12 protein-coding genes and 2 riboswitches are annotated in these 15503 nt (G+C 56.9%); of the genes, 9 read left to right on the forward strand and 3 right to left on the reverse strand.

Annotated features, from left to right (window positions below):
* Nucleotides 1-78 precede the first annotated feature (78 nt).
* The 4 genes from C7820_RS00555 to ptsP all read left to right on the forward strand — a co-directional run bounded on the left by C7820_RS00555 (nucleotide 79) and on the right by ptsP (nucleotide 4244).
* On the forward strand, nucleotides 79-981 hold the full coding sequence (locus tag C7820_RS00555) for a LysR family transcriptional regulator (RefSeq protein ID WP_116229410.1): 903 nt from the start codon (nucleotides 79-81) through the stop codon (nucleotides 979-981).
* A 117-nt stretch (nucleotides 982-1098) separates the two neighbouring features.
* Nucleotides 1099-1953: a glucose PTS transporter transcription antiterminator GlcT gene (glcT, locus tag C7820_RS00560; RefSeq protein WP_116229411.1), complete on the forward strand. Its 855-nt coding sequence runs from the start codon at nucleotides 1099-1101 to the stop codon at nucleotides 1951-1953.
* A 313-nt stretch (nucleotides 1954-2266) separates the two neighbouring features.
* Nucleotides 2267-2542: an HPr family phosphocarrier protein gene (locus tag C7820_RS00565; RefSeq protein WP_076169674.1), complete on the forward strand. Its 276-nt coding sequence runs from the start codon at nucleotides 2267-2269 to the stop codon at nucleotides 2540-2542.
* Complete coding sequence (gene ptsP, locus C7820_RS00570; protein ID WP_116229412.1) at nucleotides 2535-4244, forward strand: phosphoenolpyruvate--protein phosphotransferase; 1710 nt, start codon at nucleotides 2535-2537, stop codon at nucleotides 4242-4244. Before C7820_RS00565 ends, ptsP begins: the two co-directional genes overlap by 8 nt.
* 325 nt (nucleotides 4245-4569) lie before the next feature.
* Here ptsP and gcvPB read toward each other — a convergent pair whose 3' ends face one another.
* Genes gcvPB through gcvT form a run of 3 tightly spaced genes read right to left on the reverse strand, consistent with a single transcriptional unit; the run spans nucleotide 4570 to nucleotide 8540 of the window.
* Nucleotides 4570-6027, reverse strand: a complete 1458-nt coding sequence (gene gcvPB, locus C7820_RS00575) for an aminomethyl-transferring glycine dehydrogenase subunit GcvPB (RefSeq protein WP_116229413.1) — start codon at nucleotides 6025-6027, stop codon at nucleotides 4570-4572.
* A complete protein-coding gene (gcvPA, locus tag C7820_RS00580; RefSeq protein WP_181908915.1) occupies nucleotides 6024-7376 on the reverse strand; it encodes an aminomethyl-transferring glycine dehydrogenase subunit GcvPA in 1353 nt (450 codons plus the stop codon). Before gcvPA ends, gcvPB begins: the two co-directional genes overlap by 4 nt.
* Before the next feature lie 57 nt (nucleotides 7377-7433).
* Nucleotides 7434-8540, reverse strand: coding sequence for a glycine cleavage system aminomethyltransferase GcvT (gene gcvT / locus C7820_RS00585; RefSeq protein ID WP_116229414.1), 1107 nt, complete (start codon nucleotides 8538-8540; stop codon nucleotides 7434-7436).
* 279 nt (nucleotides 8541-8819) lie between these two features.
* A riboswitch (glycine riboswitch) is annotated at nucleotides 8820-8915 on the reverse strand.
* 259 nt (nucleotides 8916-9174) lie between these two features.
* On the opposite strand from gcvT, the gene C7820_RS00590 reads away from it, so the two are divergent.
* The 5 genes from C7820_RS00590 (at nucleotide 9175) to pulA (ending at nucleotide 15219) form a co-directional block, all read left to right on the forward strand.
* Nucleotides 9175-10014 carry an ROK family protein gene (locus C7820_RS00590; RefSeq protein WP_116229415.1) on the forward strand — a complete coding sequence of 280 codons (840 nt, stop codon included), beginning with the start codon at nucleotides 9175-9177 and terminating at the stop codon, nucleotides 10012-10014.
* Between the two features lie 110 nt (nucleotides 10015-10124).
* A riboswitch (glycine riboswitch) is annotated at nucleotides 10125-10237 on the forward strand.
* A gap of 174 nt (nucleotides 10238-10411) precedes the next feature.
* Nucleotides 10412-11086 carry an L-serine ammonia-lyase, iron-sulfur-dependent subunit beta gene (gene sdaAB, locus C7820_RS00595; RefSeq protein WP_116229416.1) on the forward strand — a complete coding sequence of 225 codons (675 nt, stop codon included), beginning with the start codon at nucleotides 10412-10414 and terminating at the stop codon, nucleotides 11084-11086.
* Between the two features lie 7 nt (nucleotides 11087-11093).
* Nucleotides 11094-12014 carry an L-serine ammonia-lyase, iron-sulfur-dependent, subunit alpha gene (sdaAA, locus tag C7820_RS00600; protein WP_076169680.1) on the forward strand — a complete coding sequence of 307 codons (921 nt, stop codon included), beginning with the start codon at nucleotides 11094-11096 and terminating at the stop codon, nucleotides 12012-12014.
* Between the two features lie 48 nt (nucleotides 12015-12062).
* Complete coding sequence (gene gcvH / locus C7820_RS00605; RefSeq protein ID WP_116229417.1) at nucleotides 12063-12455, forward strand: glycine cleavage system protein GcvH; 393 nt, start codon at nucleotides 12063-12065, stop codon at nucleotides 12453-12455.
* 427 nt (nucleotides 12456-12882) lie between these two features.
* Entirely contained in the window at nucleotides 12883-15219 is a 2337-nt protein-coding gene (gene pulA / locus C7820_RS00610) for a type I pullulanase (RefSeq protein ID WP_116229418.1), read from the forward strand.
* Nucleotides 15220-15503: the final 284 nt, after the last annotated feature.

Raw genomic sequence — 15503 nt, forward strand, 5'->3', positions numbered from 1 at the left:
TCCATGAACTATAATATATATTGAATTATGTTTATCATAACTTATAGGTTATGTTAGAGATCGAAAGAGGGATATGGAATGGAACTGCTGCAGCTAAAATATTTTCAGGTTGCCGCCCGGATGCAGCATATGACCCAGGCGGCCCGCAGCCTGCATATTTCGCAGCCGGCGCTCAGCAAAATGATCGCCTCGCTGGAAGCCGAGCTGGGGACGAAGCTGTTTGAGCGGGAGCCCAAAAGCATACGGCTGAACGAGCACGGCAAGTTATTTTTGCACCAAGTGGATATCGCCCTGCAAGCCCTTGAGGACGGCAAGCTGCAGCTGCAGGACCTCGGCGGCTCTGCTTCTCCCGCCGTCTCGCTCGACGTCCGCGTTTCCTCGCATTTACTGCCGGACCTGCTGGCCGATTTCCGCAAAGAATGCCCAGCCGCCGAGTTCCATTTGCTGCAGCATTCGACGTTCGAAGGGGCGGGGAGTTTCGATCTTTGCCTTTCCGACGGGGCCGAACTGCCGCCGGGAACAACGTCGCTTACTTTGCTGGAAGAAGAAATTTTCGTTGCGGTTCCCGCAGGCCATGCGCTCGCTGACCATACGCAAATCAGTTTGAAAGAGTTGAGAGAAGAGAGCTTCATCTCGCTGCCTCCGGGCAAATCGCTGCGCGAAACGACGGATGCTTTTTGCCGCCTAGCCGGTTTTACTCCGCGTATCCGGTTTGAGAGCGACGACCCGGCCATGGTTCGCGGTTTGATCCGGGCGGGTCAAGGCGTTGCTTTCCTGCCGGCTATTACTTGGGGCGGCTCAACCGGGCCGGACGTCGTTCTGCTGCGGCTCGAAGAAAGCTGGTGCAAACGCTCGATTGCCTTGTCCTGGCCGCAGGAACGGTATTTGACGCATACCGCTGCACTATTTCGCGATTTTGCCGTAAACTATTTTGCCAGGCTGGCTGCATCGCATCATCAAGATAGTGGCCGAGGCGATTAAAACAGGGAATGCACGGTTTCATGTCCGTTCGGTTTGACGAATCGGCCGATTTCTGATATTTTTTCTGTCTGTCAGAGATGATAAACTTATCAGGCGTCAGCAAACGAGGTGCATAGTGTGAGCAGTCTGCAAGTGAACAAGGTGTTAAACAACAATGTCATCATTGCCGAGCATCCCCAGCACGGCGAGGTGGTGGTCATCGGCAAAGGGATCGGCTTTAATCGGAAGACCGGTCAGGCCATTCCGCTGGCTGAGGTAGAGAAGATGTTTATTTTGACCAAGCCGGAGGAGCAGGAGCAGTACAAGCAGCTGCTGCCCCAGGTCGACGAAAAACTGATTGAAGCGGTCAACGAAATATTGCTGCATGCCGACCAGACAAGCTCAGGGGCCTTGAACGAGCATGTCCATATCGCCCTGACGGATCACATCGCATTTGCGATCAAGCGCATGCAGCAGGGCATTCATATCCATAATCCTTTTTTGTACGAGACCAAAGAAATGTACCCCGAGGAGTTCCGAATGGCGGAATTCGCCGTCCGGCTGATTCATCAGAAGCTTGGCGTGGACCTGGGTGAAGAGGAAGCCGGATTTATCGCCCTGCATATCCACGGCGCGCTGACCAATCAGCATATTTCCGAAGTGCGCAAGCATTCCGAGCTGATCAGCGATCTGGTCCACATCGTGGAGACGGAGATGGAATTCCGGGTCCCCCGGGATTCGCTGGACTACTCGCGCCTGATTACGCACCTCCGCTTTGCTTTGGAGCGGATCCGCAGAGGCGAGGCCGTAGAGGAAACAGACACGCTCGACGCCTTGATGCAGCGGGAATATCCGGATACGTACCGGCTCGCTCAAAAGCTGACCGGAGTGATGGAGGAGCGCCTCTGTCGGCCCGTATATCCGGCGGAAGTGGGATATCTGACGATCCATCTCCAGCGTCTGGTTCACAAAAAGCAGGGGCGCGTGGATTGATCGATTGCGGGTGTGGCGCCTTTGATTGTGTATGGTCCCGCCGCTTTCACTGTGGAAGGAGCGCAGGCGCCTTTTTCGAATATCAAGCGCTTGCAACTTGGCGGGATGGGTGCTACAATACTGACTGTAATGAACCCAATTGAACATGCATACGTGTTACTGATACGATCAGGCATGAGTAAACCTGTAGATCTTGGTTGTTTTCCCCATTACTGGGGCAATCTAACGCTTAGCGGTAGAGACCAGGATCCCGAGCGGATACTCATGCCTTTTTTGTATTTACAAAATCTCAGCAGAAAGCAGGATGATCCTCATGCAGCAAACGTTTAAAATTATCGATGAAGACGGAATCCATGCGCGTCCGGCGACAGCGCTTGTCAATACAGCTACCAAATTCAAGGATACGGAGTGCTTTGCCGAATCCGGCGGGAAGAAGGTCACTTTAAAATCGATTTTGGGCGTTCTGTCTCTGGATCTGGAGCAGGGCGACATCATTTCGCTGATCGCGGAAGGCGGCGATGAGCGCGCAGCGCTGGAAGCGCTTGAGCAGGTTATGGTTGGCGAGGGGCTGGGCGAGATTCATGAATAAGATCAAGGGAATCGCGGCATCGGCGGGAATTGCGATCGCCCGCGCATTCATCTTGGAGCATCCGGATTACGCGGTAAGTCGCAAGCAGGCGGATGACGTTCAGGCCGAGCTTGCGAAGCTGGATGATGCGCTGGCCAAGTCGCGGGCGGAGCTTGAGGCCATCAAGGCGCGGACACTGGCGGAATTGGGCGAGAAAAAAGCGGAAATTTTCGAGTCGCATCTGCTTATTTTAAGCGATCCGGAGCTCATTGACCCGGTGAAGGACAAAATCCGGAGCGAAGCGGTCAATGCGGAATATGCCCTGGATGAGACGGCAGCGCAGTTCATCCGGATGTTCGAAAATATGAAAAGCGCTTATCTCCAGGAACGCGCCGCGGATATGCGGGACGTGACCAAGCGCATTCTGAAGCATTTGCTCGGCCTTCAATACGTGAGCCCGTCGGAGATCGATGAGGAAGTCATCGTGATCGCCGAGGACCTGACTCCATCGGACACGGCCGGCTTAAACCGCAAGTTCGTGAAAGGCTTTACGACGAATATCGGCGGTCGAACGTCGCACTCGGCCATCATGGCCCGTTCGCTCGAAATTCCGGCGGTGGTCGGCACGAAAAGCGTTCTAAGCTCCGTGCAAAGCGGCGAGCTGGTGATCGTGGACGGGATGGAAGGTGATGTCATCATCCATCCGACCGAAGAGGTGATCGCCGAATACACGGCGAAGCAGCTGGCCTATGCGAAGCAGATGGAGGAGTGGAAGCAGCTCCGTACGGAACCGACCGTCACGAAGGACGGGGTTCATGTGGAGCTGGCGGCCAACATCGGTACGCCGAACGACGTGGCAGGCGTTCTTGACAACGGCGGCGAAGCGGTCGGATTGTACCGGACCGAGTTCCTCTACATGGGCCGCGACAAGCTGCCTTCGGAGAATGTGCAGTACAACGCCTACAAGACCGTGCTGGAGCAGATGGAAGGCAAGCCGGTGGTCGTGCGCACGCTGGACATCGGCGGCGACAAGGAGCTTCCTTACATGGACCTGCCGAAGGAGATGAATCCGTTTCTCGGATTCCGCGCGATTCGCCTCTGCCTGGACCGGCAGGACATCTTCCGGATCCAGCTGCGGGCTCTGCTGCGGGCCAGCGTGCACGGCAACCTCCGCATCATGTTCCCGATGATCGCCACGCTTGCCGAGTTCCGGGCAGCCAAGGCCGTTCTTTTGGAAGAGAAGGACAAGCTGGCGGTGGAAGGAATCGCCGTTGCGGATGACATCCAGATCGGGATCATGGTCGAAATTCCGTCGACAGCCGTCCTGGCGGACGTATTCGCCAAGGAAGTGGATTTCTTCAGCATCGGCACCAATGACCTGATCCAGTACACGATGGCAGCCGACCGGATGAACGAACAGGTATCATACCTGTATCAGCCCTATAATCCGGCGATCCTTCGTCTGGTCAAAATGGTCATCGACGCCGCGCACCGCGAGGGCAAATGGGTCGGCATGTGCGGCGAAATGGCCGGGGACGCCGTGGCCATCCCGATTCTGCTCGGCCTCGGGCTCGACGAGTTCAGCATGAGCGCCTCGTCCATTCTTCCCGCGCGTAGTCAGATCTCCAAGCTGTCCCGTGCGGACATGGAGCGGCTCGCCGAACAGGCGCTGCAGCTCGGCACGGCGGAGGAAGTGACGCAGCTGGTACAGAGCCATCAGTAGCGGATGGTTCTGCTGGTGACCAGCGGGGATTTGGAGAGGCATCACGAGTTATAACCCTCAGTTATCAACCTGAGCTTAGCTAAGCTTTGCACGCATAACGCATATCTTTATCCGAGCTTGGCCGGTATTCTACGGAATGCCGGCCTTTTTTCATGTGGGTATGTCTCGGGTTTACAGAAAATATATAAAAAAAGAACACCCTGAAAAGGGTGCTCCCTGGTATTCTCTCCAATATCTGAATCCGCATTGAATCCGCATTGAACCCGAATTGAACCCGAATTGAACCCGAATTGAATCCGAATTATATCGAATCCAAATCCGAAAATCAGCTGCAGGCGCAGTTCAGCACCGGCTTGCGTGCCGCGGTCGTTTCGTCCAGCCGCGTCACTGGCGTATCGTATGGTGCGTTCAGCAGCAGCTCCGGCTGTTCCTCCGCTTCCTTCGCGATGCGGATCATCGTATCGATAAAGGCGTCGAGCGTGTCCTTGCTCTCCGTTTCGGTCGGCTCGATCATGATGCACTCCTCCACGTTCAGCGGGAAGTAAATGGTCGGCGGGTGATAGCCGAAATCCAGCAGGCGCTTCGCCACGTCCAGCGTACGGATGCCGTACTGCTTGAGCGGGGAGCCTGACATGACGAATTCGTGCTTGCAGACGCCCGGATACGGAATGTCGAAGTATGGCGCGAGCCGGCTCATCATATAGTTGGCGTTCAGTACGGCGCACTCCGATACGCGGCGCAGGCCTTCCGGGCCGTAGCTGCGGATGTAGGTGTAAGCGCGGACGAGAATGCCGAAGTTGCCGTAGTACGCTTTGACCCGTCCGATGGACTGGTCGCTGCCGCCTTCGAGCGTATATTTGCCTTCAGCCGTTTTTGACACGAGCGGGCGGGGCAGGAACGGAATCAGGCGGCTCTTCACGCCGACCGGACCGGCTCCCGGACCGCCGCCGCCGTGCGGCGTGCTCATCGTTTTATGCAAATTCAGGTGCACGACGTCAAAGCCCATGTCTCCCGGGCGGGTGATACCCATGATCGCATTGGAGTTGGCTCCGTCGTAGTACAGCAGGCCCCCTGCCTCGTGGACGATGGCGGCAATTTCCTGGATCTGCTCCTCGAACAGGCCAAGCGTGTTCGGATTGGTAAGCATCAGCGCCGCGGTGTCGCTGCCGACGGCGGCACGCAGGGCGTCAAGGTCGACGAGGCCTTTGTTGGTCGACGGGATCGTAATCGTCTTCAGCCCCGCGACGGTGGCGCTGGCCGGATTGGTGCCGTGCGAGGAATCCGGCACGATGACCTTGTCGCGCTGCTCGCCTCGGCTTTCGTGGTAGGCGCGGATCATCATGAGGCCGGTCCATTCGCCATGCGCGCCGGCGGCCGGCTGCAGGGTCACGGCGTCCATGCCGGTCAGACCGGCCAAATCGTCCTGCAGGCGGTATAGCAGCTCAAGCGCGCCCTGAATGCTGTCCTCCGGCTGATACGGATGGATTTTGGCAAAGCCCGGATAACGGGCGACATCTTCGTTCACTTTCGGATTATATTTCATCGTGCAGGAGCCGAGCGGATAGAAGCCGTTGTCCACCCCGAAATTGCGGCGGGACAGCTCGGTATAGTGACGGATGACGTCCACTTCATACACTTCAGGCAGCGCGGCCGGCTCCGACCGCAGCATCGAGCTTGGGATCAGCTCTTCGGTTTCCTCAACAGGGACGTCAAACTCCGGTAAAGAGTAGGCAATCCGTCCGGGATGGCTCAACTCGAAAATCAACGCTTTTTCCTGAATCATATGCAGCCCTCCAGCGCTTCAGCGAATTGGTCGATCTGTTCTTTGGTGCGGCGTTCTGTGACAGCAATCAGCATATGTCCTTCCAGTTCGGAATAAGCTCTGCCGAGGTCGTAGCCGCCAAGGATGCCTTTCTGCAGCAGCTTCGCATTGACTTCGGCCACGCGGGTTCCTTCCGGCAGCTTAATGACAAATTCGTTAAAATACGGGGACGTGAACGGCAAGCTTACCCCTGAAATGCTGCCCAGCCGGCGTGCGGCGTAATGGCTCTTCTGCAGATTCAGCTGGCCGACCTCGATCATGCCCTGCTTGCCCATGACCGACAGGTATACGGATGCGCAGAGGGCGAGCAGCGCCTGGTTGGAGCAGATGTTGGACGTCGCTTTCTCGCGGCGGATATGCTGCTCGCGGGCCTGCAGCGTCAGAACGAAGCCGCGCTTGCCGTTCCGGTCGACCGTCTGGCCTACGATCCGTCCGGGCATGCGGCGCATATGGTCCTGTGATACGGCAAAGAATCCGCAGGTTGGCCCTCCCAAGGAAGATGAGATGCCGAGCGGCTGCGCGTCGCCGACGACGATGTCGGCTCCGAGCTTGCCCGGCGCTTCGAGAATGCCAAGGGAGATCGGGTTGGTGCTGACGACCATCAGCCCTTTGCTGGCATGGATGAGGTCGCCGATGGCGGCCAAATCCTCGATCGCTCCGAAGAAGTTCGGGCTCTGCACGAGTACGGCGGCCGTTTGATCGGTCACGGCTTCAGCCAGCTCGGCCAGGTTGGTGACGCCGTTTGCGGAAGGGACCTCCACGACGTCGAGACCGAGCCCTTTGGCATACGTGCGGACAACCTGACGTGCCTCCGGATGCACCGTGCTGGACACGAGCAGCTGCTTGCGCTTTGTGGCGGCGCTGGCCAGGGAGCCGGCTTCAGCGAGGGCGGTGGCCCCGTCATACATACTCGCATTGGCGACGGCCATGCCGGTCAGCTCGCAAATGTAAGACTGAAACTCGAAGATCGCCTGCAGCTCGCCTTGGCTGATTTCCGGCTGATACGGCGTGTAGGCCGTGTAAAATTCGGAACGGGACACGACATGGTTGATGACCGAAGGAATGTGGTGATCATAAATTCCCGCGCCCAGAAAGCTGGCATATTGGTCCGTATTGGCATTTTTAGCGGCAAGCTCCGACAAGTGCGTCGTCAGCGCGTATTCATTCAGTCCCGTGGATACGGGCAAGTCCCCTTTGAAACGGATTTCTTCAGGAATGTCCTTGAACAGGTCCTCCAGAGAGGAGACGCCGATCGTATCCAGCATTTCCTGCTGGTCCTGTTCGGTCATAGGCAGATAACGGTGTTTCAAGTGGAGTCAGCTCCTTTAGATTAGGTTGAAAATCGTATCATGCTGTTAGCCTGCTATTTATTTGCGCTCGCGTTTGTAGAAAGGGGTACTTACGACCTTGGCTTTGAGCCGCTTGCCCCGGACGTCGACTTCCACTTCGGTTCCAAGGGCGGAATAGCCGCTTTGCACGAGCGCGAGACCAAGATTACGCTTCAGCGTCGGGGACTGGGTTCCCGTCGTCACTTCGCCGATCTGCTCATCTCCCGCATATACGGGATAATGGGAGCGGGGGATGCCCCGGTCGATCATTTCGATGCCGACCAGTTTGCGCGGCACGCCGGCTTCTTTCTGCTGCTGAAGGGCCGCCTTGCCGATAAAATCGGCCGCTTTGCCCAGCTTGACGAAGAAGCCGATGCCGCCTTCGAGCGGGGAGATGTCCTTGGACAGCTCCTGTCCGTACAGCGGCAGCTTCGCTTCAAAGCGAAGCGTGTCGCGGGCGCCGAGCCCTGCCGGAATCAGGCCCGCACTCTCGCCTTGCTCGAGCAATCCGCTCCAGACGGCAGGAGCATCCTGTGCGGCAAGGTAGATCTCAAAGCCGTCTTCCCCCGTATAACCGGTACGGGAAATCAGCGTGCTAGCGCCGAACAGCTTCACATTTTGGATAAAATGAAAGGGGGAGAGCTGCCCCAGATCGGCATCGACGAGCGGCTGCAGCACCGCTTCAGCCTTCGGCCCCTGGAGAGCCAGCAGCGCAGTTCCATCGGACTCGTTCACCATGTTCACGCCGTCCGGCCGGTGCTCCTGAAGCCAGGCCCAATCCTTGTCGATATTGGAGGCGTTCACAACAAGCATGTAGGACTCCACACCCAGCTTGTAGACGAGCAGGTCGTCGACAACGCCCCCGTCCGGATAGCACAAAGCGCTGTACTGCGCCTGACCCGGCTCGAGAACCGATACGTCATTGACGGTCACGAGCTGGAGAAAATTCTCCGATCCCGGGCCGTCCACCTTGAATTCGCCCATGTGGGAAACGTCGAAGAGCCCGGCGGCCTCGCGGACCGCCTCATGCTCTTTGTGGATGCCGCTGAACTGGACGGGAAGCTCCCAGCCGCCAAAATCGATGCAGCGGACGCCGGGAACCTGTGCATAGAGCGGAAAAAGCGGTGTTCTTTTCAATTCGGACATGAGTCACCTCGGTTTTCACGTGTTACCACGGATTGTTTAGGCTTTTCATCATAAAAGTTCTTTCAAGCAGCACAAAAAGGACAGGGCGAAAGAATAAGCATGCGTGCTCGCATACTTTCTTTCAAGCTCTGTCCTTGGTACCTGAGAGTTACCTTACGGATGCCGGTGAATGGAGCGGCCCGGGACTTCACAGGCGAAATTCGGGCTCCACATCAACCCCGGGCAACAAGCAAGTTTCCCCTTGGGTGATTCTTACGTTCAGAATTCTCTCCAGAGATGCGTCCGGTAATCGTCCTTTTGCCTGAGAGATTCACCCGGGTCCGGGCTTACTCCTTCGGCGTTACTGCTTGCAGTAATCTCTCCCATTACCATCATCCGCTATACGATTGTTTGTTCACGACATCATAAAGCTCGAATCAAATGTTCGAGTTCGTTCTATATATTATTAATACTCAAAGTACAAACCGGTGTCAACAACATTATCATAATGCCTATTTACGAATATTACAATGGAATTATGATGATAATGTTCGATTTTGGGTATTTTGGTCCAAGCGGTACTCTGAGGGGACAGCATCGTCCCGGAGCAGTCCGCCGAAGGTGAAGCGAATCAGGATGTTTGGAAGGAGCTGTAATGATGAAGAACGTAGTAGGTGTCGATATGGGATGTACGAAAATGCTGATGGTTGCCGAGGTCGATGGACAGCTTGTCGAGCGGAAGGTCCCTACCGGGCTGGATTGTTCGCTGGAATATTTGGCGGGGGAGATTGAACGTTTTATAGCAGGGCTCCCGTATGAGCCGGAGGGGCTGGGAATCGCGCTTCCGGGACTCGTAGAGGGAGACCGCCGCCTGCAGTTTTCCGATATCCGCGCGCTGTGCGGGGTGACGGCTGACGATTTTGCCAAAGGGCGCTTCCGCTGCCGTCTGATCAATGACGTGAAAGCGGCGACGGTTGCCGAGACGGCTAATTATCCGGAAAAGGATACGGTCGCGGTGATGATGGCCGGCTCGGGGCTGGCGCTTGGGGTCTACTCCAAACAGCGGATGTATACCGGCGCAGGCGGGTTTGCCGGGGAGCTGGGCTACACCGTTATTGCGACTGAAGCCGGGCCGTGCAAGGTGGACGAATTGGCGGGCGGCATAGGAATTCTCGATAAGGCTGGCTGCGATATCGACGCCTTCCTCGCCAAAATCCGGGATGGAGACGGCGATTCGTTGGCCTTGCTGGAACGTGCCGGCTTTTACTGCGGGCTGGCCATCACCAACGTGCTGCACCTTTTTAACCCGGACGTACTGGTGATCGGTGGCAGCACCTCCACCTATCCAGGATATATGGACAGCGCATTGCGGACGGCCGAGAAGCATACGCTGCCGGACATGTTCCAAGCGTGCTCCTTCGCATCCCCGAAAGACGGCAAGCGGATTGCGGCGCTCGGGGCGATGCAATTTTTGCGTACAGGGATGGAGTTTTAGACGAGGCCGCATATGTTATATTGACACCCGTATTCGCTCTGCTTTATTCTTAGTTCAGAGTTTAGAAAAGTAGAGCGGATGCCTGGAAAGTAATTGAATATTCAGCGGATGAACGCGCGCGGGAGAGACTGCCCATCGAATAAGGGCGGCACCGAAGGAGCAAGCTGCAGGTAGGCACATGCAGGCAGCTAATCTCTCAGGTACAAGGAACCGCCGCGGGACGCGGCTCTGGAGAGAGCTATACGGCCACCCAAGGGGAACGCGGCGCACGATGCCGCACAAACTCTCAGGTACAAGGGACAGAGAAAAGGTGCTGACGCCTTTTTTGCTGTCCTTTTTTTCTGTCTAATTCATCGCAAAGCGCGTCGAAAATAGCTAACGGGGAGCGTAGAACGAAGTGAGATTTAAAAATGTGTTTTCCATCATCGGTCCCTCCATGGTGGGGCCTTCCAGCTCGCACACCGCAGGAGCGGTACGTATCGGCAGAGTGGCGCGTCAGCTGCTGGGCAGCCAGCCGGAGACGGCCAAGATGACGCTGTTCGGTTCTTTTGCAGAGACGTATTGGGGACATGGAACCGATTTGGCGCTGACCGCCGGGCTGATGGATAATGAAACGGATGATCAGCGGATTCCGCAGGCGGACGTGCTGGCCGAAGAAGCCGGCATGACCCTGGAATGGGTTCAGGGCCGGGGCAACGGACCTCATCCGAACTCGGTCAAAATCCAGCTGACCGGAGGCGGCCGGACCGCCGAAATCGTAGCCGCCTCGATTGGCGGCGGGACGATCGCGGTATATTCGCTGAACGGTTTTGACGTGCAGATCACGGGCGAATACCCGACCCTGGCGGTGAAGCATTCGGACAGCCAGGGCGTTCTGGCCAACATGACCGCGCTGCTCAGCCGGGACGGATATAATATCGGATATATGGATGTGGACCGCAAGGGACGCAGCGGGGATGCGATGACTGTGTTCGAGCTGGATTCCGCTCCGGAGGAGAGCACGATTCAGGCCATCCGCAAGCTTCCCCACATCAAGGAAGTCACGATGATCGATTTGACCAAAAGGAGCTAACCATCATATGAGATTCGAGACCCTCGAACAGCTGGCGGACATTTGCCGCCAGGAGAACAAGACGATTGCCGAGGTTATGCTTGAGGATCAGGCGCGCGAAACGGGCGTCTCCCGCGAGGAAGTATTCCGGCAAATGGCCGAATATTACGGTGTGATGAAGGAAGCGGTGCGCCAGGGCCTCACCGGCAACACCAAGTCGCGGAGCGGGCTCACCGGGGGCGATGCCAAAAAGGTGTCCGATTATATGCAGCAGGGGGAAACATCGCTCGGCGGCCCTGCGGCCGAGGCGATGGCCTACGCGCTGGCGGTGTCGGAAGTGAACGCCTCGATGGGACGCATTATCGCGACGCCGACGGCTGGCTCTTGCGGAATCATCCCCGGCGTATTCGTCAGCGCCCAGGAACGCTTCGGCTGGGAAGACGAACATTTGGTCAAGGGCTTGTTCTGTGCCGGCGCCATAGGTTATGTTATAGCCAACAACGCCTCGATCTCGGGGGCGGAAGGCGGCTGCCAGGCGGAAGTCGGTTCGGCGATCGGCATGGCCGCGGGTGCGATGGTCGAGCTGCGCGGCGGCACGGCCCAGCAGGCCGTTCATGCTGTTGGCCTGGCGCTGAAGAACTGCCTCGGCCTGATCTGCGATCCGGTCGCCGGGCTGGTGGAGATTCCCTGCATCGTCCGGAACGGGCTGGGGGCCGTCACCGCCCTGGCGGCTTCGGACATGGCTCTTGCCGGCGTTGGCAGCGTTATCCCGGCCGATGAAGTGATCGGCGTCATGCTGGAGGTCGGAAGCGCCATGCCGGCCAAGCACCGCGAGACCGGGAAGGGCGGACTCGCCCAGACGCCAACTGGCCGCAAGCTGACCAAGGAACTGGTGGAACAGCGGCGCAGAAAGGCCAAAGAAGCCAAAGCGCCTGCCAAGGAAGACTAACCTATTAACGGCAGTCCCAAAATTGAAATCAAAGGAGACGCGAAATCGATGAGCAATGTGAAGGAGAACCGTTGGTACAGCAAGGATCATGAATGGGTGGAAAAGGCAGGCGGATATGTAGTCCGCATCGGGATCAGTGACTTCGCCCAGCACCAGCTGGGGGATATCGTGTTTGTGGAGCTGCCGGAAGCCGGCGCCGACGTAGCGGCCGAAGAGAGCATCGGAACGATCGAGTCGGTCAAAACCGTGTCGGATCTGTTCAGTCCGGTGAGCGGCAAAGTGACCAAAATCAACGATGCGCTGGAAAGCGAGCCGGAGCTCGTCAACAGCGAGCCGTACGACGGAGGCTGGATGATCGAGGTAGAGGTTGAGGGAGATTTGGACGAGCAGCTGCAATCGCTGCTAACGGCAGAGCAGTATGAGCAATTTTTGAACGAATAATAACGATATCGGGACAGGGGGCTGGGGCACATCGTGCCGCGGCCTCTTTGATTTTATACGACGGCCCGTTATCCCGGCACAGCTTATTGCACCTGCGGCGGGCTATTTTCTTAACTAATCCTTCAAGCCAGCTTATTTATGACCAGGGTTCGGTTTGTCGATAACAAGAATAAGAGGTGGGTACATACGCCGCTAAATGGAAGCTGCAATGCATCTATTATTCTATGATTTGAAAGAACCGTGCAACTATGGGGTAAATGCTAGCGTACAAGCATATAATGATTTAACCATGCAGTCACAGCTGTCCCGTAAATTTGGGCAGGGAAAAGCTTATAGAACCCCTTACAAATGGCAAGAAAGTAACATAGGATGTAGTGAAAGCGATTTATTGAGGCATTTATTCAGGTAAACCATGGTGGTGAGATGAATGATGATGGATAACGTGGAAATATATGAAGGCGGCGACCTGGGATGTCATTATACGCATCTTGAAAGTATATTCAAAGTTTGGGCGCCGACGGCGGCGAAGGTAACCCTCGCCTTGTACGACGACGCGGGAACTTATGACGGCGGAGCGCTTACCGATCACGCCGGAGGGTTCGAAATCGGCATGAGACGCGGGGAAGGCGGCGTATGGTCACTTCATTTCAGAGGCGATTTAGCCGGAAAATATTATATGTACAAGGTGGAGCATCCGGACGGACGGGCAGTTTATGCGGCCGATCCTTACGCCCGGGCGGTCAGTGCCAACGGGCAGCGGACGGCGATCGTCGACGTGAAGGCCGCAAGCCCGGAGGGCTGGGAAGAGGATGAAGCTCCCGGTCTGCTGGGGGTGGAAGACTCGGTACTCTATGAACTGCATGTCAGGGATTTTTCGATCAGCCCGGATTCCGGGCTCCAGTATAAAGGCAAGTTCAAGGCGTTTACGGAGACAGGTGTGCGGGACGCAGCCGGCAGCCGGCTCGGCATCGATCATTTGGCCGAACTCGGCGTGACACATGTCCATCTGCTTCCGATTTTTGATTATGCGACGGTGAACGAGCTGACGGTCGATGATCCGGACTCGGCGGAACCGAAATTCAACTGGGGTTATGATCCCCAGCATTACAATGTGCCAGAAGGCTCCTACGCGACCGACCCGTCAAGCCCCGAAGTCCGGATCCGGGAGTGCAAAGAGATGATCATGGCGCTGCACCGCAAAGGAATCCGGGTCGTGATGGATGTGGTGTACAATCATACCTATTCTGCGGGGGACGGCCTGTTTGAGAAGCTTGTGCCGGGTTATTTTTACCGGACCGATGCGTCAGGGCGGTTCAGCAACGGCTCCGGCGTCGGGAACGAGCTGGCAACCGAGCGCCCGATGGTCCGCAAATATATCAAGGATTCCCTGCGCTATTGGGCGGAAGAATACCATATCGACGGGTTCCGTTTTGACCTGATGGGTCTGATCGACACGGACACGATCGCGCAGATCACCGAGGAGCTCCGCCGCGAGCATCCGGGACTGCTGATTTACGGGGAGCCTTGGACAGGCGGTGAAACGCCGCTGAAGCAGCAAACCTTGAAAGGATCCCAAAGGGGCAAAGGCTTTGCCGTTTTCAACGACAATTTCCGGGGGGCCATCAAGGGAGACAGCGACGGTGCAGGAAAGGGCTTTGCCACGGGGCAGCCCGGCAAGGAAGCGGCGGTATTGGCCGGCGTTCAAGGGGCAATCGACGATTTCACCGGATCACCTACGGAGACGATCAACTATGTGACGGTCCACGACAACCTTAACCTGTGGGATAAAGTACTGATTACGCAGGGATTGGGAGGTGATCTGATCCGGGGTATCGATAACGGCCAACTTGCCGGAGGGGGGAGCCTCGAAGAAGCTGTCGCAGCCACCGATCCTTACCGGAGCATCGACCAGGACCGGCTGCTGGAGAATGAAAGCGTCCGGAGGGCGCTGCTGGCCAACGGCATCGTGCTGACCTCTCAGGGGATTCCGCTCATTCATGCGGGTGACGAGATGCTCCGCAGCAAATTCGGCGACCACAACAGCTACCGGAGCGGGGATGCGATCAACGCCATCCGCTGGAGCAACAAGTCCCGGTTCCTGCCGGTATTCGAATATTACCAGGGGCTGATCGCGCTGCGCCGCGCCCACCGGGCGTTCCGTATGACCGACAAGGAGCAGATCAAACGGAGCATGGAGGTCATGCGCTGCGACGGCAATGTCGTCGCTTACCGGCTGAAGGATCATGCCAACGGCGATACGTGGAAAAATATCATCGTCATCTATAACGGAAACGTTCGGGAGGCGCAGGTCGACATTCCGTTTTCCATCACCGGCTGGAAGGTGGCCGTCAAAAATCTTCAGGCCCGGAACGGTGCGCTGGAGATGATCGTCGACGAAACGGTGAGCGTTCCAGGCCTGTCGGTCATGGTTCTGTATGAGGAAGAAGGCGGCCGTCCGCGCCCGCTCAAGACGGTGGAGCTGCATTATGAGCGCCAGGACCGCAAATATGACGGCTGGAACTTATGGGTATGGGGCAGCGGCATGCGGGAACGCCGGGTCGATTTTGACCGGATGGAGGACGGACGCGCTGTGGCGACGATATATGTCCCGCTGAACGTGCAGGAAATCGGATATATTGTGCGGCTGAACGAGTGGGAGGCGAAGGACTGCGACCAGGACCGGTTTATCAAGCTTGGATGGCATCACAGCAAGCTGAAGGTGCTTGTCCGGAGCGGATCGGACGACTGGAAGAAGATCAGCTGACGCCCGGATGCCGGGAGGAGTGCGGCCGGCTGTGAAAGGGAGCTGGCTGGAGCGTACGGCAACCTGGGAATGGAGCAGCTTCACAGGTTGGAAGGTTTGGCCGCATTAGAAGCTTGCAAGCTGAGAAGTTTAGAAGGCCTAGAAGCTTGGGGCGACGGTATGACGGAAATAGGGAGCTTTCTTTTTCTGTATCCGGGGATAGGGATGCATGCATTTTACAAAAACGGGTGATTCCTATAAAGTAAAGTGAGATTCCCTTGGATAGGGTGATATATAACAGGAGA

Origin of the sequence: Paenibacillus sp. VMFN-D1 (assembly GCF_003386155.1) — a bacterium.
Lineage (GTDB): Bacteria > Bacillota > Bacilli > Paenibacillales > Paenibacillaceae > Paenibacillus_AQ > Paenibacillus_AQ favisporus.

Bases quoted from the DNA above. Each gene is read 5' to 3' on its own strand.
- C7820_RS00590 (WP_116229415.1), top strand. From the start codon at position 9,175: ATGATGAAGAACGTAGTAGGTGTCGATATGGGATGTACGAAAATGCTG.
- C7820_RS00555 (WP_116229410.1), top strand. From the start codon at position 79: ATGGAACTGCTGCAGCTAAAATATTTTCAGGTTGCCGCCCGGATGCAG.
- gcvT (WP_116229414.1), bottom strand. From the start codon at position 8,540: ATGTCCGAATTGAAAAGAACACCGCTTTTTCCGCTCTATGCACAGGTT.
- gcvH (WP_116229417.1), top strand. From the start codon at position 12,063: ATGAGCAATGTGAAGGAGAACCGTTGGTACAGCAAGGATCATGAATGG.
- gcvPB (WP_116229413.1), bottom strand. From the start codon at position 6,027: ATGATTCAGGAAAAAGCGTTGATTTTCGAGTTGAGCCATCCCGGACGG.
- pulA (WP_116229418.1), top strand. From the start codon at position 12,883: ATGATGATGGATAACGTGGAAATATATGAAGGCGGCGACCTGGGATGT.
- C7820_RS00565 (WP_076169674.1), top strand. From the start codon at position 2,267: ATGCAGCAAACGTTTAAAATTATCGATGAAGACGGAATCCATGCGCGT.
- ptsP (WP_116229412.1), top strand. From the start codon at position 2,535: ATGAATAAGATCAAGGGAATCGCGGCATCGGCGGGAATTGCGATCGCC.
- sdaAA (WP_076169680.1), top strand. From the start codon at position 11,094: ATGAGATTCGAGACCCTCGAACAGCTGGCGGACATTTGCCGCCAGGAG.